This window comes from Flavobacterium sp. SORGH_AS_0622 (assembly GCF_030818825.1).
GTDB lineage: Bacteria > Bacteroidota > Bacteroidia > Flavobacteriales > Flavobacteriaceae > Flavobacterium.
Genome location: NZ_JAUTAX010000001.1, coordinates 4,547,457 through 4,573,439, shown reverse-complemented (window position 1 = coordinate 4,573,439; position 25,983 = coordinate 4,547,457). Strand labels below are relative to the sequence as shown.

The 25,983-nt window shown below is 33.2% G+C and carries 24 protein-coding genes; 7 read left to right on the top strand and 17 right to left on the bottom strand.

Translation table 11 applies throughout. From position 1 onward, the window contains the following. Positions 1–229 precede the first annotated feature (229 nt). Entirely contained in the window at positions 230–1,456 is a 1,227-nt protein-coding gene (locus QE431_RS19635) for a Glu/Leu/Phe/Val dehydrogenase dimerization domain-containing protein (protein WP_307299568.1), read from the bottom strand. 141 nt (positions 1,457–1,597) lie between these two features. Continuing rightward, entirely contained in the window at positions 1,598–2,173 is a 576-nt protein-coding gene (locus QE431_RS19630) for a chalcone isomerase family protein (protein ID WP_057114969.1), read from the bottom strand. Between the two features lie 487 nt (positions 2,174–2,660). On the opposite strand from QE431_RS19630, the gene QE431_RS19625 reads away from it, so the two are divergent. The 4 genes from QE431_RS19625 to QE431_RS19610 all read left to right on the top strand — a co-directional run bounded on the left by QE431_RS19625 (position 2,661) and on the right by QE431_RS19610 (position 6,319). Then, positions 2,661–3,803, top strand: a complete 1,143-nt coding sequence (locus QE431_RS19625) for an acyl-CoA dehydrogenase (protein ID WP_134142812.1) — start codon at positions 2,661–2,663, stop codon at positions 3,801–3,803. A gap of 140 nt (positions 3,804–3,943) precedes the next feature. Further along, complete coding sequence (locus QE431_RS19620) at positions 3,944–4,921, top strand: M20/M25/M40 family metallo-hydrolase (RefSeq protein WP_307299567.1); 978 nt, start codon at positions 3,944–3,946, stop codon at positions 4,919–4,921. A 35-nt stretch (positions 4,922–4,956) separates the two neighbouring features. Next, positions 4,957–5,634, top strand: coding sequence for an SDR family oxidoreductase (locus tag QE431_RS19615; protein ID WP_134142815.1), 678 nt, complete (start codon positions 4,957–4,959; stop codon positions 5,632–5,634). Positions 5,635–5,710: 76 nt separating this feature from the next. Next, positions 5,711–6,319, top strand: a complete 609-nt coding sequence (locus tag QE431_RS19610; RefSeq protein ID WP_134142816.1) for a SprT-like domain-containing protein — start codon at positions 5,711–5,713, stop codon at positions 6,317–6,319. Between the two features lie 112 nt (positions 6,320–6,431). On the opposite strand, the gene QE431_RS19605 is transcribed toward QE431_RS19610, so the two are convergent. The 6 genes from QE431_RS19605 to gcvP all read right to left on the bottom strand — a co-directional run bounded on the left by QE431_RS19605 (position 6,432) and on the right by gcvP (position 13,911). Next, positions 6,432–7,193, bottom strand: coding sequence for an ABC transporter ATP-binding protein (locus QE431_RS19605; protein WP_057114964.1), 762 nt, complete (start codon positions 7,191–7,193; stop codon positions 6,432–6,434). Beyond that, a complete protein-coding gene (locus QE431_RS19600; RefSeq protein ID WP_053470782.1) occupies positions 7,193–7,939 on the bottom strand; it encodes an ABC transporter permease in 747 nt (248 codons plus the stop codon). Before QE431_RS19600 ends, QE431_RS19605 begins: the two co-directional genes overlap by 1 nt. A gap of 81 nt (positions 7,940–8,020) precedes the next feature. Further along, positions 8,021–8,869, bottom strand: coding sequence for a glycosyltransferase family 2 protein (locus tag QE431_RS19595; protein ID WP_307299565.1), 849 nt, complete (start codon positions 8,867–8,869; stop codon positions 8,021–8,023). 126 nt (positions 8,870–8,995) lie between these two features. Continuing rightward, positions 8,996–9,520, bottom strand: a complete 525-nt coding sequence (locus QE431_RS19590) for a methyltransferase (protein ID WP_057114963.1) — start codon at positions 9,518–9,520, stop codon at positions 8,996–8,998. A 152-nt stretch (positions 9,521–9,672) separates the two neighbouring features. Beyond that, a complete protein-coding gene (locus QE431_RS19585; protein ID WP_057114962.1) occupies positions 9,673–10,731 on the bottom strand; it encodes a 3-oxoacyl-ACP synthase III family protein in 1,059 nt (352 codons plus the stop codon). Positions 10,732–11,061: 330 nt separating this feature from the next. Continuing rightward, positions 11,062–13,911 (bottom strand): aminomethyl-transferring glycine dehydrogenase, encoded by a 2,850-nt coding sequence (gene gcvP / locus QE431_RS19580; RefSeq protein WP_307299564.1) that lies wholly within the window; start codon positions 13,909–13,911, stop codon positions 11,062–11,064. A gap of 195 nt (positions 13,912–14,106) precedes the next feature. Here gcvP and QE431_RS19575 point away from each other — a divergent pair, with 195 nt between their 5' ends. Then, the gene (locus QE431_RS19575) at positions 14,107–14,913 is read left to right on the top strand and encodes a hypothetical protein (RefSeq protein WP_307299563.1); all 807 of its coding nucleotides are present in this window, start codon (positions 14,107–14,109) and stop codon (positions 14,911–14,913) included. A gap of 475 nt (positions 14,914–15,388) precedes the next feature. Here QE431_RS19575 and QE431_RS19570 read toward each other — a convergent pair whose 3' ends face one another. The 5 genes from QE431_RS19570 to QE431_RS19550 form a co-directional block, all read right to left on the bottom strand. Then, positions 15,389–15,844: an SRPBCC family protein gene (locus tag QE431_RS19570; RefSeq protein ID WP_307299561.1), complete on the bottom strand. Its 456-nt coding sequence runs from the start codon at positions 15,842–15,844 to the stop codon at positions 15,389–15,391. A gap of 32 nt (positions 15,845–15,876) precedes the next feature. Next, positions 15,877–16,782, bottom strand: a complete 906-nt coding sequence (locus QE431_RS19565) for a TIGR01777 family oxidoreductase (RefSeq protein WP_307299559.1) — start codon at positions 16,780–16,782, stop codon at positions 15,877–15,879. Positions 16,783–16,843: 61 nt separating this feature from the next. After that, positions 16,844–17,662 (bottom strand): hypothetical protein, encoded by an 819-nt coding sequence (locus QE431_RS19560; protein ID WP_307299558.1) that lies wholly within the window; start codon positions 17,660–17,662, stop codon positions 16,844–16,846. Positions 17,663–17,838: 176 nt separating this feature from the next. Next, entirely contained in the window at positions 17,839–18,177 is a 339-nt protein-coding gene (locus QE431_RS19555) for a hypothetical protein (protein WP_307299556.1), read from the bottom strand. A gap of 64 nt (positions 18,178–18,241) precedes the next feature. Continuing rightward, the gene (locus QE431_RS19550; protein WP_057114955.1) at positions 18,242–18,745 is read right to left on the bottom strand and encodes a GbsR/MarR family transcriptional regulator; all 504 of its coding nucleotides are present in this window, start codon (positions 18,743–18,745) and stop codon (positions 18,242–18,244) included. 137 nt (positions 18,746–18,882) lie between these two features. Between QE431_RS19550 and QE431_RS19545 the strand changes: the two genes are divergently transcribed. After that, positions 18,883–20,145 carry a sodium:proton antiporter gene (locus QE431_RS19545; RefSeq protein WP_307299554.1) on the top strand — a complete coding sequence of 421 codons (1,263 nt, stop codon included), beginning with the start codon at positions 18,883–18,885 and terminating at the stop codon, positions 20,143–20,145. 116 nt (positions 20,146–20,261) lie between these two features. Here QE431_RS19545 and QE431_RS19540 read toward each other — a convergent pair whose 3' ends face one another. Further along, the gene (locus tag QE431_RS19540) at positions 20,262–20,921 is read right to left on the bottom strand and encodes a vancomycin high temperature exclusion protein (protein WP_307299553.1); all 660 of its coding nucleotides are present in this window, start codon (positions 20,919–20,921) and stop codon (positions 20,262–20,264) included. 118 nt (positions 20,922–21,039) lie between these two features. Beyond that, the gene (locus QE431_RS19535; protein WP_307299552.1) at positions 21,040–23,067 is read right to left on the bottom strand and encodes a M3 family metallopeptidase; all 2,028 of its coding nucleotides are present in this window, start codon (positions 23,065–23,067) and stop codon (positions 21,040–21,042) included. 221 nt (positions 23,068–23,288) lie between these two features. Here QE431_RS19535 and QE431_RS19530 point away from each other — a divergent pair, with 221 nt between their 5' ends. Next, positions 23,289–23,957: a hypothetical protein gene (locus QE431_RS19530; RefSeq protein WP_307299551.1), complete on the top strand. Its 669-nt coding sequence runs from the start codon at positions 23,289–23,291 to the stop codon at positions 23,955–23,957. Positions 23,958–24,161: 204 nt separating this feature from the next. On the opposite strand, the gene purE is transcribed toward QE431_RS19530, so the two are convergent. Both purE and QE431_RS19520 read right to left on the bottom strand, forming a co-directional pair. Then, positions 24,162–24,647 carry a 5-(carboxyamino)imidazole ribonucleotide mutase gene (gene purE / locus QE431_RS19525; protein ID WP_073418297.1) on the bottom strand — a complete coding sequence of 162 codons (486 nt, stop codon included), beginning with the start codon at positions 24,645–24,647 and terminating at the stop codon, positions 24,162–24,164. A 61-nt stretch (positions 24,648–24,708) separates the two neighbouring features. Further along, entirely contained in the window at positions 24,709–25,863 is a 1,155-nt protein-coding gene (locus QE431_RS19520; RefSeq protein WP_307299549.1) for a 5-(carboxyamino)imidazole ribonucleotide synthase, read from the bottom strand. Between the last annotated feature and the right edge of the window lie 120 nt (positions 25,864–25,983).

Below are 25,983 nucleotides of genomic sequence, written 5' to 3'. Positions count from 1 at the left end.
GCAAAGGTTTACGCAAAGAAACGCAAAGTTTCATTTGTCTAAAATTTGAGTAAATCTCAGATTGAAGTTCGCAAAAGCTAGATGTACACAAAGCTTTACGAACTTAATATTTAGATATTGCTTGCGCTATGAATTAAAATATCTTAGCGTGCTTTGCGTTAAAAAATCTACGAGAAACAAAAAAAGGACCAAATTTAAATTTGATCCTTTTAATATTATAATAGAAAAACTACACTAATTGTTTCAATGCAATTTCAAAAGCAGTTGCACTAATATTTGTTTTTGACGAATTCAAAGCGTGAGCTTTTACAATCGCATTTTTTATAATTTCAGAAGTATCGTTAAAAATAGCTTCGTCTGTCATTTGAACTTTTTTCTCCATGAAATAAGCAAAAACTCTCGCCATTCCGCAGTTTGAAATAAAATCCGGGATCAAACTTACTTTATGATCTACTTCTTCCATAATAGAACCAAAGAAAATTTCTTTATCAGCAAAAGGAACATTTGCACCGCAAGAAATAACTTCTAACCCATTTGCAATTAAGCTGTCAATTTGAGTTTGAGTTACCAATCTTGAAGCAGCACAAGGAGTGAAAATTTCAGCACCAATTGTCCAGATTTTTGAATTAATTTCTTCAAACGGAATCATATTATCAGCAACTAATTTATTTCCATCTTTATTTAAAAACAAGGTTCTGATTTCTTCAAAAGAAAAACCGTCTTCTTTAATCAATCCACCGTCGCGATCAATAATTCCGATAACTTTCGCTCCCATTTCAGCTAAATAAAAAGCGGCAGCAGAACCTACATTTCCAAAACCTTGAACTATTGCTTTTTTACCTTTTATGTCTCCGCCATAAGTCGCGTAAAAATGACGAACAGCTTCTGCAACACCAAAACCAGTAATCATATCTGCAACTGTATATTTTCTGGTAACGTCTGGAGAGAATTTTGGATTTTCGATTACTTTAATTACACCTTGGCGTAATTGACCAATTCTGTTGATTTTATCAGCTTCAGTTGGTTTAAAATGTCCGTTGAAAACACCTTCCTGCGGATGCCAAACACCACATTCTTCTGTCATCGGAATAACTTCGTGAATCTCGTCAACATTTAAATCTCCTCCAGTTCCATAGTAACTTTTTAATAAAGGAGAAACCGCTTTGTACCAACGCTGCAAAACACCTTTTTTACGCGGATCGTTCGGGTCAAAATTTATTCCAGATTTAGCACCGCCAATTGCAGGGCCGGAAACAGAGAATTTAACTTCCATAGTTTTAGCCAGTGACAAAACTTCGTTCATGTCTAAACCTTTTCTCATTCTTGTTCCTCCACCCGCAGCTCCTCCACGAAGTGAATTAATAACAGTCCACCCTTCGGCTTCTGTTTCTGAATCTTTCCAATTGAAAACAATTTCAGGTGCCTTGTTTTCAAATTGTTGTAATAAATCTTTCATTTTGTTGTGATATGTTTATTTTGCGTAAATGTATAAAATAGAATAATGCGAATAATGTATTTGGATCCAAATTTATAAAACAAAAAAATAAAGCCGAAAACAAATTGCTTTCGGCTTTAGGATTATATTCTATTTTGGAAATTACATTCCTAATAAATTCTTTTTCAAAGTTTCATCAACTGGTTTATCAGAAAGCCAGATTCCAAATAATGCTTTTTTGAAATCAAATCCCTGGATTTTTCCCTTTAAAACTTCATTTTTATAAACATTTAAAGTTTGATCAAGCGGATTGTAAGCTAATATAAACACATCTTTTTCTGTAATAGCATCGCTTAAAAATGACTTGAAAGTTTCAATTCGAGGACGAAGTTGGTCAAGATTTGCACCAGCAGATTTTTCAAAACCTGCATTCATGGCTTTTGTTAATTTATTAGAAGAAACCATAGAAGATGTAATTTCAATTCTGATAGCCATTTCTGTGTCGCTATCAATAATAAATTGAGGATCTTGACTTAGTTGAGATAGATACAGTGCTTGCACGTAAACTTCTAACCACATTTTTGATCTTCCGCCTGCTCCATTAAGTTGTAATGTTTTGCCCTGATATTCTATTTTTCTAGGAACTGTTACACCATTAACATCGATTTGGGTTTGTGCCGAAACGGTCGAAAATTGTAAGCTTAAAAGGAGAGTAAGTAATAGTAAAATCTTTTTCATGTTCTGTCAATTTTTTATTTTTTGGGTAAAAATAATGCTAATTTGTCAATTTTTGATGTATGTAGAGAATGTTTTTTTCGAGAAAAGATTTCGTTTGAAATTTGTATAGTATTAAAAATCAAATTAGTAAGAGATATTTTACGTAGTTTTACGTATTTTAAGGATTGTTTAATCTTTCTTTCGGGAAGATTTGTCGATTTTTCAGTTGTTTTTTCGATTTAAATGGTAGAATTTGAATTTTAAATTTTAGAAAATTTGCTGCAATATTAATGCTCATTTGAAAGAAAACCTAAATTATTACGAAAACGTTATCGTTATCTTTGTAGATCTATTAATTTTATATGCGTGCATTGTAAAATTGACTTTTAAAAAGTATCTTTGGAAGCCTTGAATTAAAAATTCAGGCTCCGAAAAAACAAAAACAAAACTAACATCATCAACTAAAATGCATTATTTTTTGGTTGAAAAACATTTAAAGTAAACTACTATGGATTTTAATCTTACCGAAGAACATTTAATGATTCAGCAGGCAGCAAGAGATTTTGCTCAAAATGAATTACTGCCAGGAGTTATTGAACGCGACGAAAAACAAATTTTTCCAACAGAGCAAGTAAAAAAAATGGGAGAATTAGGTTTTATGGGAATGATGGTTGATCCTAAATACGGCGGAAGCGGCTTGGATGCTATTTCATACGTTATTGCAATGGAAGAAATTTCTAAAGTTGATGCATCTGCTTCAGTAGTGATGTCAGTAAACAATTCTTTGGTTTGCTGGGGATTGCAGGAATTTGGTACAGAAGAACAGAAACAAAAATATTTGCCAGGTTTGGCATCTGGAGAAATTCACGGGGCTTTTTGTTTAAGTGAGCCAGAAGCAGGAAGTGATGCTACTTCTCAAAAAACAACGGCAATTGATATGGGGGACCATTATTTGGTAAACGGAACTAAAAACTGGATTACAAACGGAAACACAGCATCGGTTTATTTAGTAATTGCACAAACACATCCTGAATTAAAGCATAAAGGAATTAATGCTTTGATTATGACTAAAGATATGCCAGGTTTCTCAGTTGGTCCTAAAGAACAAAAAATGGGAATACGTGGTTCTGATACACATTCGCTAATGTTTTCTGATGTAAAAGTTCCAAAAGAAAATAGAATTGGAGAAGATGGTTTCGGATTTAAATTTGCAATGAAGACTCTCGCGGGAGGTAGAATTGGTATCGCTTCTCAAGCATTAGGAATTGCATCTGGAGCTTATGAATTAGCATTAAAATATTCTAAAGAACGTAAAGCATTTGGAACAGAAATTTGCAATCACCAAGCAATTGCTTTTAAATTGGCAGATATGGCAGTTAATATCGAAGCAGCACGTCATTTATGTATGAAAGCGGCTTGGGATAAAGACCAAAATAAAAATTACGATGTAAGTGGTGCAATGGCAAAATTATTTGCTTCACAAGTTGCAATGGATACAGCCGTAGAAGCAGTTCAAATTCATGGTGGAAACGGATACGTAAAAGAGTATCATGTTGAGCGTATGATGCGTGATGCAAAAATTACCCAGATTTACGAAGGAACTTCAGAAATTCAAAAAATTGTAATTTCAAGAGCAGTTATTGCTGGATAGATTTTCGATGCATATATTTAAATACCCTTTCTGCTTTTAGTTTGAAAGGGTTTTTTTATGATTATTCTTTTAGTTTTCATAAGTTTATGCTTTCAAGTAAATCTCATTCTTTTTCAATACTAATTCAACACCAAAATATTATGAAAAAACTATACTTTCTACTTCCTTTTATTTTTTTAGCTTGTAAAACGAATACTATTACAACGGTTGAAAAAGGATCTCAGTCAAATTCAAAACCAATTGCGGTTAACTATAAAGTCAGCGAAACTGAAATTTCAGATTTCTTAAAATATCTTTCTTCAGATGAATTGGAGGGACGTGAAACAGGAACTAAAGGAATTGAAAAAGCAGCCGTATTTTTAGAAGATTTTTTAAAGAAAAATAATATCAAGCCCTATTTTAAAACCTATCGCGATATGTTGACTAATTTTAAAAGCCCAGCCTTTAATATTGTTGGAGTTATTGAAGGAACTGATCCTGAATTAAAAAAAGAATATGTTGTTTTAAGTGCTCATTACGATCATATTGGTATAGAGAAAAAAGAACAGGCAGATAAAATAAATAATGGAGCTAATGATGATGCTTCGGGTGTGACTTCTGTTGCAGCGATGGCGAAATATTTTAGCGAAACCAAATCTAATAAAAGAAGTATTTTAGTCGTATTTTTTGCTGGAGAAGAAAAAGGTCTGCTGGGGTCAAAAAGTTTAGTTGAAAAATTGAAAAAACAGAATTTTAATCTTTACACGCAATTAAATATCGAAATGATCGGTGTGCCGATGAAAAGAGATTATCTAGCTTATATTACAGGTTTTGATAAATCGAATATGGCAGACAAAATAAATGAATACACAGGAAAAAAGACAATCGGATTTTTGCCAAAAGAAGCAGAATATCAATTGTTTTATAGATCTGATAATTATTCTTTTTTTCAGGCTTTTGGAAAACCATGCCAATCCATAAGTACCTTCGATTTTAAAAACTTCGATTTTTATCATCATGTTTCAGATGAATTTAAGTTAATGGATATTCCACATATTACAGCATTTACTCAGGAATTATTGCCGGCAGTTACCAAAATAGCAGTTACTGAAACGCAAGAAATAACCATGAATAAATAAGAGGTCATTTTACTGCATTTGATTATTTTTGCTTCATGAAAAATATTATTGTTACCGGAACGAGTAGAGGGATTGGTTATGAACTAGCGTTGCAGTTTGCAAATGCAGGAAATCAGGTTTTGGCCATTTCAAGAAAAATACCAAAAACACTTTTGGAACACCAAAATGTAACTTGTTTGTCGATTGATTTAGCCGATGAAAAAGCTTTAGCAGAAGTAGATCAATTTCTTTCTTCGACTTGGAAAAAAGTAGATGCAGTTGTTCATAATGCAGGAGCTTTACTTTTAAAACCTTTTGCAGAGACTACACAAGCGGATTTTGAAAGCATTTACAAAGTGAATGTTTTCGCAGTTGCTAATCTTACTAGAATATGTCTGCCTTATTTGCAAAAGGGAAGTCACGTTGTCACGATAAGTTCAATTGGCGGCGTACGCGGAAGCCTTAAATTTGCAGGATTGGCTGCTTACAGTTCAAGTAAAGGAGCTGTTATTACTTTAACGGAGTTATTAGCAGAAGAATATAAAGAGCAAGGTATTTCGTTTAATGTACTGGCTCTAGGTTCTGTTCAAACTGAGATGTTAAACGAAGCTTTCCCTGGTTATCAGGCTCCAATTTCTGCTGAAGGAATGGCGACATATATTTATGATTTTACTCTTAACGGAAATAAATACTTTAACGGAAAAGTGCTTGAAGTTTCATCAACAAATCCGTAAATTAAATTCCAAAATAAAAAAAACAAATTCCAATTTTAAAACGTCTAACATCTAACAAATAACATTTAATTTTAAATTGAGCGACACTCTAGCTAAATATATTCCCGAACATGCGGTAAAACCTGTTTTTGATTTGATAGTTGCCAATCAGGTGCACTTGAAAATTGTAAACGAACGTCAGACTCGTCATGGTGATTATAGGAGAGGACCGAGCGGGAAACATGAAATTACAGTTAATGCGAGTTTAAATAAATATAGGTTTTTAATTACGCTAATACATGAAATTGCACATCTCGTAGCTTTTGAAAAATTTGGGCGAAATATAAAACCTCATGGAAATGAATGGAAATATACGTTTCAGCGCTTAATGGTTCCGTTTATAAGACCAGAAATATTTCCAGGTCACATTTTGCCTTTACTGGCAAGACATTTTAAAAACCCATCTGCAAGCAGCGATACGGATACCACTTTATCTTTGGCTTTAAAGCAATACGATAAAGAAAATGATAAAAATTATGTTTTCGAAATTCCTTACGGAAGTATTTTTAGAATCAAAAACGGTAAAGTTTTTAAAAAAATAGCTGTTAGAACAAAACGTTTTGAGTGTTTAGAAATCAGTTCTGGGAAAACTTACCTTTTTAATCCAAATGCAGAAGTTGAGTTGATTACTTTAAAATCTCAATAAAAAAAACAAATCCCAATCATAGGGAAGAAATTTCAATAAAAAAATTCCAAATTCCAATACTGATCTACAGTTGGAATTTGGAATTTTTTTATTGGAATTTTAAATAAAGGTTTTAACCCTTCAAATAAGCTTCTCTTACTTTTTTGAATAAGTTTGAAGAATAAACAAACTTCACAATATCTTTATTATCAGTTCTAAAGATTTCCTCTTTTGTTCCCTGCCAGGCTTTTAATCCTTTTTTTAAAAAAACAATATTCTCTCCAATTTCCATTACAGAGTTCATATCGTGAGTATTAATTACGGTTGTAATATTGTATTCTCTCGTAATTTCCTGAATCAAATTATCAATCAAAGTTGATGTATTTGGATCAAGACCTGAGTTTGGCTCATCGCAAAACAAATATTTTGGATTATTTACAATCGCGCGGGCAATAGCCACACGTTTCTGCATACCACCTGAAATTTCAGACGGCAATTTTTTATGTGCTTCAACTAAGTTTACTCTTTCTAAAACAAAATCAACACGTTCTTTGATTTGTGCCTTAGAGTTATTTGTGAACATTCGCAATGGGAAAGCTACGTTTTCTGCAACTGTCATCGAATCAAACAAAGCACTTCCTTGAAAAACCATTCCGATTTCTGTTCTTAATGCTCTTTTTTCATCTGGATCCAAGTCAGAATAGACTCTTCCATCGAATTCAATTGTTCCAGAATCTGGTGTATGAATTCCTAATAGCGTTTTAAGTAAAACCGTTTTTCCAGATCCACTTTGTCCAATAATCAAGTTGGTTTTTCCAGTTTCAAAAACGGTCGAAACGCCTTTTAAAACTTTACTATCACCAAATGATTTTTCTATGTTTTTTACTTCTATCATTATCCTAATAATAATTGAGTTAATATATAATTAAAAAGAATGATACAAACTGATGTCCATACAAACGATACCGTACTTGCTTTACCTACTTCTAATGCCCCGCCTTTCATGTAATATCCGTGAAAAGATGGAATAGTAGCCAATAACATTGCGAAAATTAAAGTTTTAATAAATGCATATGTAATATGAAACGGAATAAATTCCATTTGAGCACCCTGAATAAAATCCTGACTAGTCGAGAATCCTCCATAAGCACATGCAAGCCATCCTCCAAAAATTCCTAAAAACATACTAATCCCGATTACAAAAGGGTACATTAATAAAGCTACGATTTTAGGGAAAACAAGATAGTTTAATGAATTAACACCCATAACTTCTAAAGCATCAATCTGCTCTGTAACACGCATTGTTCCGATACTTGAAGTAATGTAAGATCCCATTTTTCCAGCCATAATAACCGAAATAAAAGTAGGAGCAAACTCCAAAATTACAGATTGACGTGTAGCAAAACCAATTAAATATTTTGGAATTAAAGGATTAGTTAAATTAAGAGCAGTTTGAATGGCTACAACTCCACCAATAAAGAAAGAAATAAAGCAGACAATCCCAAGAGAATCAATAATTAAATCATCGATTTCTTTGAAAATCAAATTTTTCATAACAGGCCATTTGGTCTGTTTATTGAAAATTTCTTTAAGCATTAAAAAATATCTTCCTATTTGGGATAAATAACGAATTAGCATCATAAGTTTTACAAATATTGGCTAAGGTAAAAAGAAGTTACGAGTTTTGGGTTATGAGTTCAAGTTTTTCGGTCGTTTTAGGGATCAAATTAACTTTTCTTTCATTTTTTGCAAACGATAATTTCTAATAAATTTAGCTTGTTCAGGGTTAACGAGTAAAGGAGTTTTTGCTTTTTTTGCTTTCAAAAAACCTTTAATATAATCTAAAAACAGGAATGGTTTTTTCTTCATCATCGCTAATTTTGCCGATGCAATTGCAGTAATCCAAAAACCATATCCTAAAGTATAAAAAGCTTCGCCTTGTTTATAACGAGCTGTTTTATTGTAATTTGCACCAGTCGGTTTTAGATGTTTTACATGTAAAGATTGGTCTGTAACAATTTTCCAGTTATAAAATTTACACAATAATTCATCTACAGTGTCCCAGCCCATTGCAGGTTTTAACCCGCCAATTTGCTGAAAAGTTTCTTTTCTGTAGGCTTTCAGCGCGCCGCGAATGTGATCTTTATCGGTAAGGTTTTCTAAAACCCATTCGCCGTTTTTATCGATATAACAAAATCCGCCAACCATTCCGATTTTAGGATCAGACTCGAAATGTTTGATGATAGTTTCGAAATAATTGGGTGGAAAAATTAAATCGCCGTCTATTTTTACAATAATATCATAATTAGAATCCAAAGTTTCAAAACCTTTTTGAAAAGCCTGAATGACTTTGCTTCCCGGAAGATGAATCGCATCTGAAGTTTTATTCACAACAGAAATAAACGGATTCTCCTTTGCAAAACTCAATACAACTTCTTCTGTTTTATCCGTAGAATTGTCGTTTACCACAACCACTTTTGACGGTAAAACAGTCTGCGAAACCAAAGATTGTAAAGTCAAGCCAATTAAATCTTGTTCATTATGTGCGGGAATGACGATGTAATACTTCATTTTAAATTCCAATTTTTTTAAATTCCAAATTCCAATTGATGAGAATAAATCCCAACTTTCTAAAATTCCAAATTCCAATTTTAACCATGTCGGTAAAATTGGAATTTGGAATTTAATATTGGAATTTTATTTTATTTTTTCAGCAGCAACAATATAATATCTTGGAGTGAAATATCTTAACAGGGGTCTGAATCCAAATTTTTTCACAGGGTGTGTAAATTGCAGACGATCTGTGATTTTCCATCCTGTTTTTTCTAAAAGCCAGTCTAACTGCCAGTCTTCAAACTCATGATAATGTCTGTCCCACATATCTGTTTTAGAGCGATAAGCTGGTGAAAACCATAAACGTAACGGAATTGAAATTAAAAGTTTATCACATTTTACGTTTTGTAAAATTGTATATGGATTTAGCAGATGTTCGAAAATTTCAAATGCTGTAAAAACAGTATATTCTTCTGTTTGTAAAGCCGTTTGATCGTTGTCTAAATCTTCTCCTTTTGTATTTTTTACCGTATATCCATTTTCTTCCATTATTTTAGAAAACGGATTTGGTACGCCAAAATCAAAAATGGTTTCTGATGTGTTAACGTGCTTTTGTAAAAATTCTAAAGTAAGTTTGAATCTTTTATTCGGAAACGTTTTTTCGTACATAGTAATGCGAGGAACGAAACAATCTCTCGTTCTTGATTTTAATTAGGTCGCAAATATACTAAAAAGTCCGCATTTTAAGATGCAGACTTTTTTAAGTTTTCAGTTTTGAGTCGCAGCTTACAGTTTGTCGGACTGATTACTGTGACTGAATACTAGTATCTATAAACAAATGCATTAACATTCATTCCAGCTCCAACAGAAGCAAAAATAACAACGTCTCCTTTGTTTATTTCGTGATTTTCTATTTTTCCCTGCAGAATCAAATCGTATAAGGTTGGAACGGTGGCAACACTACTGTTTCCTAAATCGTGAATGCTCATTGGCATAATATCTTTAGGTGATGTTTTATCGTATAGTTTGTAAAAACGTTCGATAATAGCTTCGTCCATTTTTTCGTTTGCCTGATGAATCAAGATTTTTTTAACATCGTCAATTCCAATACCGCTTTTGTCTAAACAGCTTTTCATAGCCAATGGAACCTGACTTAATGCAAATTCGTAAATTTTACGACCGTACATTTTAATGTATTTGATATCTGGATCTAAATCTGGATTATACGATTTTCCGAAATAAAGATAATTCGCTTCATCGTTGGCAAAAGTGGCGCTTTCATAAGATAATAAACCAGCTTCATCAGTAGAAGCTTCTAAGATTGAAGCACCAGCACCATCAGAGTAAATCATCGAATCACGATCATGATCGTCTACAACTCTAGATAAAGTTTCGGCTCCAATTACTAAAACTCTTTTTGCCATACCAGATTTGATAAAAGCATTTGCCTGTAGAACACCTTCAATCCAGCCCGGACATCCAAAAAGAATATCATAAGCAACGCATTTAGGATTTTTAATACCTAATTTATTTTTAACACGAGTTGCTAAACTTGGTAAAATATCCGTTTGATGTGTTCCAGTTTTAACATCACCAAAATTATGGGCAAAAATAATATAGTCTAGAGTTTCAGCATCAATTCCTGCACTTGCAATTGCTTTTTCTGCAGCAAAAAAGGCTAAATCAGACGCATTATATTGTGGTTCGGCGTAACGGCGATTTTCAATTCCAGTAATACCTTTAAACTTTTTTATAACAACTTCGTTAGGGTAACCAAATGGAGTTCCATCTTCATTTAAAAAAATATGTTTATCAAAATCTGTATTCTTTACTTCTAAATTAGGAATGTAACTCCCAATACCAATAATTTTTATTTTCATTTCTTTCCTTAAATTATCCGATAAATTTCATGCTAAAGTATAAATAAAAATATGATAACTATCATAAAAAATACTATGCATGCATATAATTATGAATAAATGATTTTTTACAAGATATATTGTTTATTTTTTAATGATTTTTTAATTTTTCCGAGATTTCAAACGATTGAAGAAAATGTTAAAAAAAAAATGTTTCAAGTTTAAGGTTTCAGGTTTCTGTAGAACTTGAAACTTGAAACTTGAAACTTGAAACTTGAAACCTGAAACAAAAAACAAAACCCGACAGGTTTTGAAATCTGTCGGGTTTGAATATGTAAAGAAAACTTATTTTTAGCTTTCCATGTAAGCTTCAATAGGAGCACAGCTGCAAATTAAATTTCTGTCTCCGTATGCATCATCTACACGACGAACAGATGGCCAGAATTTATTTTCAGCAATGTACTCTAATGGGTAAGCCGCTTTTTCTCTAGTATAAGGGAAATCCCAAGAATCAGTAGTTAACATTGCCAATGTGTGAGGTGCATTTTTCAGTACATTGTTTTTATCATCAGCAGTTGCAGCTTCAATTTCTTTTCTGATTGAGATAAGAGCATCACAAAAACGGTCTAATTCTGCTAAATCTTCAGATTCAGTTGGCTCAATCATTAAAGTTCCAGCAACTGGGAAAGAAACCGTAGGAGCGTGGAAACCGTAATCCATCAAACGTTTTGCGATATCACCAACTTCAATTCCGTTTTCTTTAAATGCACGACAATCTAAGATCATTTCGTGAGCCGCTCTGCCGCATTCTCCAGTATAAAGAATTGGGTAGTGACCTTCAAAACGAGATTTCATATAGTTAGCATTCAAAATCGCGTGCTCTGTAGCGCTTTTTAATCCTTCAGCACCCATCATTGTGATGTAACCGTAAGAGATTAAACATACTAAAGCAGATCCGTAAGGCGCAGATGAAATAGCTGTAATAGCTTGTTCACCGCCAACTTTTAAGATTGGGTTTGTTGGTAAAAATGGAACTAGTTTTTCGTTCACACAGATAGGACCAACTCCAGGTCCGCCGCCGCCATGAGGAATAGCGAATGTTTTGTGTAGGTTTAAGTGACAAACGTCAGCGCCAATTGTAGCAGGATTTGTTAATCCAACTTGCGCGTTCATGTTTGCACCATCCATATATACTAATCCGCCGTTTTCGTGGATTAATTTTGTGATTTCAATAATTGAAGATTCGAAAACTCCGTGAGTAGAAGGGTACGTTACCATCAAACAAGATAAATCATCTTTATGTTCAATTGCTTTTTCTCTTAAATCTTCTACATCAATATTTCCTTCCGGAGTAGTCTTAGTAACAATGATTTTCATTCCCGCCATCGCTGCAGAAGCAGGGTTTGTTCCGTGAGCAGATGAAGGAATTAAACATACATTACGGTGACCTTCGTTTCTTGATAAGTGGTAAGCACGAATCGCCATTAAACCAGCATATTCTCCTTGAGCTCCAGAGTTAGGCTGTAAAGTTGTTCCAGCAAAACCTGTAATTACATTTAATTGTTGCTCTAATTTTTTAAGCATCGTGATATAACCTTCAGCTTGCTCAACTGGTGCAAACGGGTGAATGCTGTTCCAGTTTGGCATTGAAAGAGGTAACATTTCTGAAGCTGCGTTTAATTTCATCGTACAAGAACCTAATGAAATCATCGAATGATTCAAAGATAAATCTTTACGTTCTAATTTTTTGATGTAACGCATAATCTGACTTTCTGAATGATGATTGTTGAAAACATCATGCGTTAAGAAAGAAGATGTTCTTTCTAATGAAGCAGGTAATTGACTTGCAGTTGCTAATTCAGAAACAGTAAAAGTTTCTTTTCCTAAAGCTTCAGCAAAAATGGCAATAATTTGGTTGATGTCAGCAATTGAAGTCGTTTCGTTTAATGAAATCGAAATCGTGTCAGCATCAACATAAAAGAAGTTTACTTCGTTTTTCTCAGCAACAGCCTTTACTTTTTGAGCGTCAGCTTTTACCAAAATAGTATCAAAGTAAGCAGTGTTAGTTTGGAAAACGCCCAATTTATTTAAAGCTTCAGCAGTAGTAACTGCAGATGCGTGAACTTTGTTTGCAATATATTTCAAACCTTCTGGTCCGTGGTAAACCGCGTACATTCCAGCCATAACTGCTAATAGAACCTGAGCAGTACAAATGTTTGAAGTTGCTTTTTCACGTTTAATGTGCTGCTCACGAGTACCTAATGCCATACGTAAAGCACGGTTTCCATTTACATCAATAGAAACTCCGATAATACGACCTGGCATAGATCTTTTATATTCATCTTTAGTTGCAAAAAAAGCAGCGTGAGGACCTCCGTAACCCATTGGTACACCAAAACGCTGTGAAGTTCCAACAACTACTGCAGCTCCCATTTCTCCTGGAGAAGTTAAGGCAGCAAGTGACAAAATATCAGCAGCAAAAGCTACTTTAATTTCGTTTTCTTTTGCTTTAGCAACAAAAGCACTGTAATCGTTTACCTGACCATATTTTCCAGGATATTGCAAAATAGCTCCGAAAAACTCATTTGAAAACTCAAAATTTTCGTGGTTTCCAACCACTAATTCAATTCCAATTGGAGTTGAACGTGTTTGAAGTACAGATAAAGTTTGTGGTAAAATTTCTTCAGAAACGAAGAATTTATTTGTGTTGTTTTTCTTTTGATCACGAGTACGAACATCAAATAACAAAGCCATTGCTTCTGCAGCAGCTGTACCTTCGTCAAGTAAAGAAGCATTTGCAATTTCCATTCCTGTCAATTCAATAACAGTAGTTTGGAAATTTAAAATCGCTTCTAAACGACCTTGGGCAATTTCTGCTTGATAAGGTGTATAAGCTGTATACCATCCTGGATTTTCAAAGATATTTCTCTGAATCGGAGCAGGAACAATAGTTGGATGATAACCCAAACCAATATAAGATTTGAATACTTTATTTTTCTTTCCTAACTCTTGAATGTGATTTGCGAATTCATATTCCGTCATTGCAGGATCTAAATTCAAAGGCGCTTTTAAACGAATATCGTCCGGAAGGGTTTCATAAACAAGTTGTTCAATCGAATCAACTCCAATAGTTTTCAGCATGTGCTGAAGATCAGTTTCTCTTGGACCAATGTGTCTTAAAGCAAAAGCATCTGTTTTCATGTAGCTATCTAATGTTTTTAATTGATGTGTTCGTGCACCATTTTGCTGTACGAATCACATTTAAAAGTAAATGTGTTGTTTTTTTGTGGCGCAAAATTAAGTATTATTAATAATTTAATGGGTATTTTTAACTTCAATTTTTATCAAATTTCCAACTAAAGAGTTGATTTGTTACCAATTGATTAGATTTGAGGCATGAAACTTTTAAAACAAATTTTCGATTTTTATTTAAACAGCAGTATTCACGTGGCTTTATCGTGTTATGCATTGGTTCGAATTACGTTTTATTTCTTTCATCTTCAATATGATGAGCCAATGGCTTTGTTTGTTTTTTTTGGAACAATTGTAGGATATAATTTTGTAAAATACGATGCATTAGTTCGAGTAAAGAAAAAACCAATCGGAAATCAGTTAAAAATTATTGCTCTTTTAAGTTTCATTTCGCTGCTTTTAGTCGGCTATTATTTTTTCCATCTAAAGCGAATAACTCAAATCGTTTCTGTTGTAATTTTTGCGATAACGGCACTTTACACTCTGCCATTTTTTCCCAACAAAAAAAATGCACGAAACTGGGCAGGTGTAAAAATTTATATTGTTTCACTTTGCTGGGTAGGAGCTACTTTAGTTTTACCCTACATAAATGCAGAAGTTCCGTTTACAGCCAACTTTTTTATAAAATGCATTCAGCGTTTTGTATTAGTTTTTGTGCTGATTTTAGTTTTTGAAATTTTAGATTTAGCCAACGACGATCCGCATTTGCAAACCGTTCCGCAGACAATAGGCGTAAAACGAACAAAGATTTTAGGATTTTCGCTTTTAGTTCCGTTTTGGGTTTTAGGAGTTTTGACTTTTACACTTCACGATCTTATTATCAACCTCATTATGGTTGTCACTTTAATGTTGTTTATTCTGTTCGCCAATACAAATCGCTCCAAATATTACACTTCTTTTTGGGTCGAAAGCGTACCGATTTTTTGGTGGTTAATGATTGCCTTTTTATAAAAAGACGAATAAAAATTTCGTAAATAATTTGGGCGTGCCCCTCTGGGTCGGGCTATCCGCTCCAAGTCCTCGCACTTCCTTCGTCAGGCTGTGGGCTATCCGCTTCTATCCCTCACGCAAACCGTAAAACAAGAAAATTCATTTTCAAAATTAGTATTTTCATTTAACGTTTCCCACGTTGAAACCTCGGGCTATGTTTGAAATGAATTGATTTAAAAATAAATTTCCATTTATCCTTTTTGAATTGCCTCCAGCTTTAGCTGGAGGTAAAAAGTGTCTCCAGTCTGGCTTTAGCCAAATGATAAAGTTTGGCTAAAGCCAAAAGTATTCAACCTTATTTCTCCTCCAGCTAAAGCTGGAGGCAAGTCACTAGCTTCAAAAATCTGCTAAATCTGTGTGAAAAATAACTCTTCGATTATTTCAAGTCCAACTAATCTATTTTAGTTTTTTGCTTAGCAAGACCCTTTTTTTATTTTCAATTCTGTTTTTCAGAAACCTGTTTCAGAACTTTATTTCTTTCTAAGAGAAAATTTATTAAGTGCTTTTTCAAAAATAAAACATCAAATAATTTCCCGAAAAAACAAAACGGAGTTTCATATTGCAATTTATCTTTCATGATCGTAATTCCATTTTCTTCTTCAAAAAAATGTTCATGTTTGAACGATTTGAATTTGCCTTGCTCCATTTCATCCACAAAATAATCATAAAAATTCATTGCAGTAATTCTGCTTTTATGCGTGAGATAAAAACCGAAATGTTTGCCTCGCCAAGTTACCGTTTCGTTTAAATTTATCAAACCAGATGTCACGCCAGCAATTGCTTTTTCGTTTGTAGGACTAGCAGATTGTTGATGAATATCGATATTTCTTGATGCATCAAAAACGATTTGTTTGGATGCGTTTATTTTGGTAATTAAGTTTATAGTTATCATATTGATTAATTTTGTTTTATGACAAATAGTGCTTAAATTAAATTTTCAAAAGCCTCATCAATATCTCCAAACTTAAACTGAAACCCATTTTCCAAAAGTCGTTTCGGAATCACATTTCTACTTTTCAAAACCAATTCAGTTTCTGTTCTAATAAGAAAAGATCCAATTTCAAGAAAAAAATTACTCATCGGAATTCCGAAAGGAAAACCAACTGCTTTTCTCAGTTTCTGCATAAAATCAGTATTTCTGATTGGCTTTGGAGAAACGATATTGATAATTCCGTCAATTTTTTTCTGAAGAATAAAATCAACAGCATTCGCAAAATCTTCTTCATGAATCCAGCTTATAAATTGATTGCCGCGTCCTTGTTTTCCTCCAAAACCAATTTTTGCCAAAGTCTTTAACGGAATAAAAGCACCGCCCTCTTTCCCTAAAACAATTGAAGTTCGCAAAGCCGTTTTTACGGTTTTTGGAGTTTCGGTTTTAAAGAAAGCTTTTTCCCAAGAAAGCGCCACATTTATAGAAAAATCATTTCCAATTTCGCCGTCAACTTCATCCATTTGTTTGTCTAATGAAAAACGATAAATAGTTGAGGTTGATGAATTCAGCCAATGTTTCGGCGGATTCTGGCAATTTAAAACAGCTTTATTTAAAATCTTTGTGCTTTCAATTCGAGAAAGTAAAATCTCTTTTTTATTTTCTATAGTATAACGACAATCAACAGATTTTCCTGCAAGATTTATTAAAACCGCTGCGTTCTCCAATTCCTTTTCCCAGCCAGAAAAAGTTTTGGCATTCCAGTTTACGTATTTAATTCCGTTAGTAATCTGAGATTTTCCTCTGGTCAGAATTACAATTTCTTCAAATTTATTTTTGAAATGATTGACTAAAACTTGTCCTAAAAATCCAGTTCCGGCGGCGATGATAAGTTTACTCATTTTGATAGTTTTTCGGGTTAAACCTAACAGGTTTTTAAAACCTGTTAGGTTTCTGTAGAAATTAATTTAAAATAAAAAGCAAAGCAAGAATTCGATATAAAATCCAGGTGTAAGATAAATAAAAGGGAAGTTTTAAAACTTTTACCCTTCTAAAATGTTCTGCACACATAATGAAAACCGTAATTCCAAACCAACCTAAAACCAACATTTCCGGAAGATTGATAAACTGATTCAGAATCAAAATCGGAACTAAAATCAAAGATCCCATTAAAGAAACAGTCATCAGATTCCCAGCATAATTGATTATGGTTTTTCTATCGAATTTTAAAAGAAGCAGACTTTGAAAAACAATTTGTCCAAAAGCCAAAATAATTTCTCTCGTAATATTTGATTTTGGTAAAATCGGAATCAAATGAGAATATCCAAATAAAACCAAACTAGTAATAGTTAATGCGAATCCAATAAAAAGGAATCTGTATTTGTAATTAAAATCAGGCGTGCATTCTAATTTATTTTCTTCTTTTACAGTTCCCGGAATGATTACTTTTCGGTTATAAGAAACAAAAGAATACATTTTTTTTAGAACAAAATGAATCGGTTTTACCGTTGCAATTTTTTCTATTATCGGAAAAGAAAATCCAATCACTTTTATCAAACTATCAACTCCGTAAGTGACTGTTTTGGTTTTATTATTAATCAACGCAATTTCATTTGGCGCTCGTTTTAAGTCTACGAAACTTTGTTCTTCATCAGAAAGTTGACAATATGATTTTCTTCCGTTTTCGTCAAGCATTCCGCTTTTTACAAAGCCGGTTGTGTATAAACTGCAAAGCGGACAATCTTCGTCATAAAGTAGGGTTTGGTTTTCGAGCGTTTTCATGATTTTTGGTTTTAAGGTTAATAATTTGATGAATACATTTCTTCTAAAACAGGATTTGATTGTAGTTTTCTTTCATTCTTTACTGTGATTTTTGAACCTTTTGCTAAGAAAACTGAAGTTGGTTTTTCGTCTAGAAGAAATCCAAAATCGTTTCCATAGATGTTTCCATTCTGCTTTTAAAAGTTAATATGGTCAATTTTTTTATAGATTATTACTGAAATGTAAATAGCAAGTAAAAAAGGAATAGGAATTATACTGTAAGTGATTATGTCGGTATAACCAATAAAAGCATTAAAAAACCAAAGGATAAAAAATAGTGCAACAAAAGCTATGTAAGTAATAAGATTTTTGTCTTTTGGATTATCGACAAGCATTTTTACTCCTATTGAAAACTGAAGAAAACCAGTAACCATTATTGATAATAAAGCTAATATTATAGCTCCTTCTCCAAATACAATAGCACTTACTAAAATTATGAAAGGAAGAGCAAGTGCGAATGTGTTAATTTTTTTCATGGTTCTCATAATTATTGATTGTTTTAAACTTTCAGAAAAAAATGAAAGTTTGGATTGAATTTTTTTATTTCATGATTTTTATAATCAAACGCCCTAACCAGTTTTCGTTGAATTCGGTCATTTTGTCTAACATATTATCTGCTTTTAAAACGAAATCATACAATTTGGTAGTCTGATCAACAAAGTGTTTTTCTTCTGCAGAATCTTTTGCTTCGATAGTCGAAACTTCTTTTAAGATTTTAAGTGCAGGTTTAATTTCTCTTTTGCTTCGTTCTCTTGAAATTTTTACGGCTAATTCGTCTAAATCTTTTTCGGCAGTAAAAAATTCTCTTCTTTCTCCCGCTTTGTATTCTTTATAAACAATTCCCCAATCCATTAAAGCTCTTAGGTTCATGCTGGCGTTTCCGCGTGAGATCTGTAATTCTTCCATAATATCTTCCATAGAAACAGCATCGTTCGAGACCATTAACAAAGCGTGGATTTGTGCCATCGTTTTATTAATCCCCCATTGAGAACCTAATGCTCCCCAGGTTTGTACGAACTTATTTTTTGCTTCTTTGAATTCCATGAAACAAATATAATTAAAAGTTTTTAAACTTTCAAAAATAAGTGAAACTTAATTTTGTAATTATAAAGTTATGTTAATTCAGATCTTGAAAGTTTCGATTAAATAATGATGCGGCTATTTTTGTAAAAATCACATTTATGGAATTATACTACACCTTTTCAGTACTTATCGTACTGGCATCTTTCTTCGCCTATTTAAATTTAAGATTTTTAAAACTTCCGGGAACGATCGGAATCATGATTATCGCCATGTTGGTTTCAGTTGGAATTCGTCTTTTAGGAGATTCTTATTTTCCTGCAACTACCAAACATTTTTTTGATTTAATCAAAGAATTCGATTTCAACGAAATTTTAATGGGAGCAATGTTGAACTTTCTTTTGTTTGCCGGCGCGCTTCACGTAAACATGTCAGATCTTAAAGAACAAAAAGTTCCTATTATAATTTATTCTACAATAAGTGTTGTATTGTCGGCTTTAATTATTTCTATGCTGCTTTTTTACATAGCACCGCTTCTCGGAATAAAAATCCCTTATATATTTTGTTTGGTTTTCGGAACCTTAATTTCTCCTACTGATCCAATTGTGGTTTTGGGAGTTTTAAAAGAAGCTAAAGTTCCTAAAAGAATAGAAACTAAAATCGTTGGAGAATCCTTGTTTAATGATGGAGTAGCAGTAGTAATGTTTGCCGTAGTTTTAAAAATGGCAACTGACCCAGCATTTGATATGAGTTTTGGATCTATCGCCTGGTTATTTGCAAAAGAGGGAATCGGCGGACTTTTATTAGGAGCCGTTCTCGGATTTACAGCATCAAAAGTCATGAAGAAAATCGATGATTATAAAGTTTCTGTTTTGATAACGCTTTCGATTGTTATGGGAGGATTTTTGATTGCACAAAGTTTACACGTTTCGAGTCCGCTGGCAATGGTTGTTGCCGGATTGATTATAGGTAATTATGGTAAAAAAGTAGCGATGAGCGAAGTCACTCAAGATTATTTAGGGAAATTCTGGGAACTTATAGATGAGATTCTAAATGCTATTTTATTCTTGTTTATTGGCTTTGAATTATTATTACTGCCAGATTTAAATAAACAATTGCTGACAGGGTTGGTAGCTATCTTTATAGTGCTTTTTTCGAGATTAACATCAATAGTTCTGCCTTGGAAATTTTTCGATATTTTTAAATTTTTCGGAATCAAATCTGCCTACAATAAAGGTTCTTTGATGGTTTTGGTTTGGGGAGGAATTCGTGGAGGAGTTTCTATTGCACTGGTGCTTTCTATGCCTGAGGGAGAATACAAAAACCTTTTACTTGAAGTAACCTATATTGTGGTGTTGTTTTCAATTGTAGTTCAGGGATTGACTGTTGGAAAATTAGCCAAAAGAGTTTTAGAGAAGGAGTAGAAAGAACATAGAACATAGAATAAAGAGTAAAAAATCAAGAATTAAGATTTTTTATCTTTAAATTATAAACTAAATATTTTATAAAAAAACCTGCAAGATGTTCTTGCAGGTTTTTTTTATCGTTTGTCTTCCTTGGAATAATTTGATTCTCCATTAATATTAATTTCTCTGCCTAAAAAACGAGGCTGTCTATTTCTCAAAACATCAAAAAAAGATTTAAAAACAGAACCGTATTCTCTAAAGCAAACATATTTGTAGCCAAGATATTCTCCTTTATTCGCTGAATATCCCACAGATTTAATTCCAAGTTTGTTGCCAATGTAAATCGCTCTGTTCAAATGATATTCCTGCGAGATTAAAGTTGCTTTTTTAATCTTAAAAATATGTTTGGCGCGATACATTGTAGAGTAAGTATCAAAACCGGCATAGTCTATAAATATTTTTGTGGTATCAACTCCGTGATTAAAACAGTAGTTTTTCATAACGGTCAATTCATCATATTCTTCACGGCCATTATCTCCAGAAAGTAAAATTTTATTAATACGTTTTGCTTTCCATAATAAAATCCCGGCATCCAGACGGTCTTTTAAATATTTACTTGGTTGATCACCATTAATTCCCGCACCAAAAATAATTCCGACATCATTTTTAGGGAATCTTTTAAGCGAATAATAAATGTTCTTTTTCGTGGAAGATTTTACATAATAGTTTACAGAAACAATTGCAACTATTCCTAGAATTGCAAGATAAAGGAAGATTTTAAAATATTTTTTCAATTTATTTTTTGTAAGATTAAGATTTAAAATGCGAAGGTAACTAATTTTATTGTCAGACAAAATCAAATAAAAAAACCGAAGCAGAAATGCTTCGGTTTTGGCTAATATTCTAAGAAGTCTACAAAAGACCCGCTCTCTTCAATAAAGCTTCCGGTTTTGGTTCCTGACCTCTAAAACGTTTGTATAAAGTCATCGGATGTTCTGTTCCTCCTTTTGAAAGTACATTGTCTTTGAATTTTTTCGCTACTTCTTGATTGAAAATCCCTTTCTCCTGAAAGTATTCAAAAGCATCGGCATCCAGAACTTCTGCCCATTTGTAGCTGTAATATCCGGAAGAATAGCCGCCTTGGAAAATATGCGAAAAAGCGGTACTCATCGCATTTTCCTTTACTTCAGGGTACAATTGCGTTTCGGCAAATTGTTCTGTTTCGAAAGCTTTTAAATCTGTAATACCAGTTGGATCTTGTCCGTGCCAGGCCATATCTAATAACCCAAAACTCAACTGACGCATCGTTGCCAATCCTTCCTGGAAACTCGCACTTTCTTTAATTTTCTGAACGTATTCAATCGGAATAATTTCTCCGGTTTCATAATGGTTCGCAAACAAAGCTAAAGCTTCTGGTTCGTAACACCAGTTTTCCATAATCTGACTTGGTAATTCCACAAAATCCCAATAAACAGAAGTTCCTGATAAACTTGGATAAGTGGTGTTGGCTAACATTCCGTGCAAACCGTGTCCAAATTCATGGAATAATGTTGTTACTTCATTAAAAGTCAATAATGAAGGTTTTGTTTCTGTTGGTTTTGTAAAGTTGCAAACGTTCGAAATATGTGGTCGCTCGTTTACGCCGTCTTTTATATATTGTGATTTGAATGAAGTCATCCAAGCACCGTTTCTTTTTCCTTTTCTTGGGAAGAAATCAGCGTAGAAAATAGAAACTAAATTGTTTTCAGCATCTCTTACTTCATAAGTTGTTACTTCTTCGTGGTATTTATCGATGTCAAAAACTTCGGTAAATGTTAATCCGTATAGTTTTTGGGCAACTGTAAAAGCACCTTCTAAAACTTTTTCTAACTGAAAATAGGGTTTTAGTTTTTCATCATCTAAATTAAAAAGCTGTTGCTTTAATTTTTCAGAATAATAAGCACCGTCCCATTTTTCTAATTGTTCAATCCCGTCTAATTCTTTCGCGAAAGCGGCCAATTCAGCGAATTCTTTTTGAGCTGCAGGTTTTGCTTTTGCCAATAAATCATTTAAGAAAGAGAAAACTTTCTCTGGACTTTCGGCCATTCTTTCTTCCAGAACGAAATGTGCGTGTGTTTTGTATCCTAATAAATTAGCTCTTTCAAAACGTAATTTTGCAATTTTTAGAACATTTTCCTGATTGTCAAATTCATTATTCTGAAACGCTTTTGCACCAAATGCAATTGCCATTTTTTTACGTAATTCGCGATTATCGGCATAAGTCAAAAACGGAACATAACTCGGATGATCTAAAGTAAAAATCCAGCCTTCTTTTTCTTGATTTTTGGCTAATAACCTAGCGGCTTCGATTGTTCCTTCCGGCAAACCAGATAAATCTTTTTCATCTGTTAAATGCAATTCGAAATTATTGGTTTCTGCTAAAACATTTTCGCCAAACTGTAAACTCAGTTTCGATAATTCTTTGTCAATTTCTCTTAATTGATTTTTTTTGTCTTCAGGTAAATTGGCTCCGTTTCTAGAAAAATTTTTATATTTTTTGTCTAATAAAGTTGTTTGCTCTGGGTTGAGGTTCAAATTTTCTTTTTGATCGTAAACTGCTTTTACTCTCGCAAATAAATCGGCATTTAGGCGAATGTCATTTCCGAATTCTGAAAGCAGAGGTGAAACTTCCTGTGCAATTTTCTGCATTTCGTCATTCGTTTCAGCCGAATTCAAATTGAAGAAAATACTCGAAAGACGATCTAAAATATCACCAGAAAAATCCATCGCGACAATTGTGTTTTCAAAAGTCGGCGCGTCGGGATTATTTACGATTGCATCAATTTCGGCTTTAGCCAAAGCAATTCCTTCTTGAAAAGCTGGAACGTAGTCTTCGATTTTAATTTGAGAAAAAGGTGCGGTGTTATGTTTAGTTATAAATTTTGAAAGTAAAATACTCATTATGATATAAATTTTTTTATTAATTGAAGTCGAAATTTTGAATTTCAAAGATAGCAATTTATAAAAATCTATTCATCTATATAAAATTGATTCTCGGCATAAAATCCTCTTAAATTGTGTTATAGATATGTTATTTATTCCTGCGGACGGTTTTAAAAGCGTAAATTGACAAAATAGGATTTGCATATAAAATGCCAGTCATAATTATAAAAATAAATAGGATGAATTATCAAGTTGTAATAAATAATATAGATACGGTAAATGAAGTAGAAGGATATTGGTCTGATGAAGATTTGATTGCCTTATTAGAAAAATTCAATTATCCTGATGGAGCGACAGCAGATAAATCGAGTCTGCCGGAATTATTAGAAATGGCAATTTCTGATTATGAGCCAAATGAAGCTGCGCAGATTGTTTTAGAATATAAATTAGGTGATCAATTAAGTGAAGGACAGATTGAGCAGATCTCCAATAATATGTTGATTGATAAAGTTTGTGAAGAATATCCAGAAATACACATGCAAGGGACTTTGTTTCATGTCAATCAATTGCTTTTTAAAGCGTACAACGGAAAATTTCCGAATGCAAAAGCCTCTATTGTTCATTTTTCAATGACACCAACTGAGCGCGAAGTGCAAAAGTTAACAGCCGAAAATGTATTGAAATTATTGAATAACGGTTTGTCGGATAGAAATCTTATTAAGAGGTTATTCGAAAATCAAATTTCTCAAAACATTCCATTTCCTGAAGCAGAAAGTATTATTTGGGAATTGACAACTGAAGATAATATAAATTACAATTTAGTTACATCAGAAAACTGGATCAATAAAGATGATATACAAGAATCTGAATTTGAATCTGTTTTGGAAGAAGTGGAAGATGTAGCGTAATTTCAAAAAGATAAAATATTAATTAAAAAAAGGCTTCGCATAATGTAAAGCCTTTTTTTAATTTGATGATTTTAATTTATCTTAAATCTAGTTTCACCAAGAATCGCCAAAAAATCACAGAGATTCACAAAGTTTTTCTTCAATAATAATCTAAAAAAGCTTAGCGAATCTCTGTGTTTTCTTTGTGTATCTCTGCGGAATAATTTATTTTTTTAATCCTTCTGCAGCCTTATTAACCGCAGCTTTCAATTCTTCTTTATAAGAAATAATAGTATCTAAAACTTTTTTATCATGGCTTCCGATGATTTGTGCTGCTAAAATTCCGGCATTTTTTGCTCCGTTCAAAGCAACAGTTGCAACTGGAACGCCGCCTGGCATTTGCAGAATAGATAGAACAGAATCCCACCCATCAATAGAATTACTAGATTTTACAGGAACTCCAATTACAGGAAGCGGCGACATCGAAGCCACCATTCCAGGTAAATGTGCCGCGCCGCCTGCTCCGGCAATAATTACCGAAATACCGCGGTTATGTGCATTTTTACTGAAATCGAATAATTTCTCCGGCGTTCTGTGTGCCGAAACGATATCTACTTCAACTTCTACATTAAATTGTTTTAATATGTCGATGGCATCCTGCATAACTGGCATGTCTGAGATGCTTCCCATTATAATGGCTACTTTGCTCATTTTACTTTTTTTGTTTATTTTGTTTTGTTTCAGGTTTCAGGTTTCAAGTTGCGACTGAAAACTATTGAGAAATTACTCTAATAGTATTCTTAACATCTTCTGCAATTCGTCTTGCTTCAACCACATTTTCATTCACTATAGTTACGTGGCCCATTTTTCTGAAAGGACGCGTTTGTTTTTTACCGTAAATATGAGGAGTAACGCCGTTCCATCCTAAAATAGTTTCGATATTTTCATAAACTACATCTCCAGAAAATCCTTCGGCACCTACTAAATTTACCATTATCCCGGCCACTTTACTGTCTGTGTTTCCTAAAGGGAGATCTAAAATAGCACGTAAATGATTTTCGAATTGTGAAGTGTAACTTGCCTCAATTGAGTAATGTCCAGAATTGTGCGGACGCGGAGCAACTTCATTCACTAAAATTTCATCTTCGTTGGTTTGGAACATTTCAACAGCCAAAAGTCCAACGTGATTGAATTTTTCAGAAACATTCAAGGCAATTGCTCGGGCTTTTTCGGCTACTTTTTCGTCGATTCTTGCAGGGCAGATTACGTATTCAACCTGATTTGCTTCTGGGTGGAATTCCATTTCTACAACTGGATACGTCTTAATTTCTCCTGATGGATTTCTTACCACAATTACCGCCAATTCATTTTTGAACGGAACCATCGTTTCTGCAATACATTCTACATCTGGTAAATCATCCATATCAGAAATTTGGCGAATTACTTTTACGCCGTTTCCGTCGTAACCGAATTCAGTGCATTTCCAGACAAACGGAATTGTGATTTCATTGTTTCCAACTGATTTTTGCAAATGCGCGGGACTATCAAAACGTAAATAGGATGCCGTTGGGATATTACTTTCGGTATAAAAATCTTTTTGAGTTCCTTTATTCTGAATTCCTTTTAAAGTTTTTGGAGACGGATATACTTTTACACCTTCGTTTTCCAATTGCGTTAAAGCTTCAAGATTTACCAATTCGATTTCAAAAGTCAAAACATCGACTTGTTTTCCGAAGTTGTAAACCGTTTCATAATCCATTAAATCGCCTTGAAAGAATTTATTGCAGGCAATTTTGCTCGGCGCTTCGTCACTCGGATCTAAAACATAAGTTTGTATGTCAAATTTTCTGGTGTCAGACAAAAGCATTTTACCCAATTGTCCGCCGCCTAATATTCCTAATTTAAAATCAGAAGAAAAATAATTCATTTTGTGTTGTGTTTTTGCAAAGATACCTTTTAATCTTTTTTTAGCCAAAATTTAGTTTTTTGCCACAGATTAAAAGGATTAAAAATGATTTTTTTAAGTTGCCACGAATTACACGAATTT

Bases quoted from the DNA above. Each gene is read 5' to 3' on its own strand.
- QE431_RS19635 (WP_307299568.1), bottom strand. From the start codon at position 1,456: ATGAAAGATTTATTACAACAATTTGAAAACAAGGCACCTGAAATTGTT.
- QE431_RS19630 (WP_057114969.1), bottom strand. From the start codon at position 2,173: ATGAAAAAGATTTTACTATTACTTACTCTCCTTTTAAGCTTACAATTT.
- QE431_RS19625 (WP_134142812.1), top strand. From the start codon at position 2,661: ATGGATTTTAATCTTACCGAAGAACATTTAATGATTCAGCAGGCAGCA.
- QE431_RS19620 (WP_307299567.1), top strand. From the start codon at position 3,944: ATGAAAAAACTATACTTTCTACTTCCTTTTATTTTTTTAGCTTGTAAA.
- QE431_RS19615 (WP_134142815.1), top strand. From the start codon at position 4,957: ATGAAAAATATTATTGTTACCGGAACGAGTAGAGGGATTGGTTATGAA.
- QE431_RS19605 (WP_057114964.1), bottom strand. From the start codon at position 7,193: ATGATAGAAGTAAAAAACATAGAAAAATCATTTGGTGATAGTAAAGTT.
- QE431_RS19600 (WP_053470782.1), bottom strand. From the start codon at position 7,939: ATGATGCTAATTCGTTATTTATCCCAAATAGGAAGATATTTTTTAATG.
- QE431_RS19595 (WP_307299565.1), bottom strand. From the start codon at position 8,869: ATGAAGTATTACATCGTCATTCCCGCACATAATGAACAAGATTTAATT.
- QE431_RS19590 (WP_057114963.1), bottom strand. From the start codon at position 9,520: ATGTACGAAAAAACGTTTCCGAATAAAAGATTCAAACTTACTTTAGAA.
- QE431_RS19585 (WP_057114962.1), bottom strand. From the start codon at position 10,731: ATGAAAATAAAAATTATTGGTATTGGGAGTTACATTCCTAATTTAGAA.
- gcvP (WP_307299564.1), bottom strand. From the start codon at position 13,911: ATGAAAACAGATGCTTTTGCTTTAAGACACATTGGTCCAAGAGAAACT.
- QE431_RS19575 (WP_307299563.1), top strand. From the start codon at position 14,107: ATGAAACTTTTAAAACAAATTTTCGATTTTTATTTAAACAGCAGTATT.
- QE431_RS19570 (WP_307299561.1), bottom strand. From the start codon at position 15,844: ATGATAACTATAAACTTAATTACCAAAATAAACGCATCCAAACAAATC.
- QE431_RS19565 (WP_307299559.1), bottom strand. From the start codon at position 16,782: ATGAGTAAACTTATCATCGCCGCCGGAACTGGATTTTTAGGACAAGTT.
- QE431_RS19560 (WP_307299558.1), bottom strand. From the start codon at position 17,662: ATGAAAACGCTCGAAAACCAAACCCTACTTTATGACGAAGATTGTCCG.
- QE431_RS19555 (WP_307299556.1), bottom strand. From the start codon at position 18,177: ATGAAAAAAATTAACACATTCGCACTTGCTCTTCCTTTCATAATTTTA.
- QE431_RS19550 (WP_057114955.1), bottom strand. From the start codon at position 18,745: ATGGAATTCAAAGAAGCAAAAAATAAGTTCGTACAAACCTGGGGAGCA.
- QE431_RS19545 (WP_307299554.1), top strand. From the start codon at position 18,883: ATGGAATTATACTACACCTTTTCAGTACTTATCGTACTGGCATCTTTC.
- QE431_RS19535 (WP_307299552.1), bottom strand. From the start codon at position 23,067: ATGAGTATTTTACTTTCAAAATTTATAACTAAACATAACACCGCACCT.
- QE431_RS19530 (WP_307299551.1), top strand. From the start codon at position 23,289: ATGAATTATCAAGTTGTAATAAATAATATAGATACGGTAAATGAAGTA.
- purE (WP_073418297.1), bottom strand. From the start codon at position 24,647: ATGAGCAAAGTAGCCATTATAATGGGAAGCATCTCAGACATGCCAGTT.
- QE431_RS19520 (WP_307299549.1), bottom strand. From the start codon at position 25,863: ATGAATTATTTTTCTTCTGATTTTAAATTAGGAATATTAGGCGGCGGA.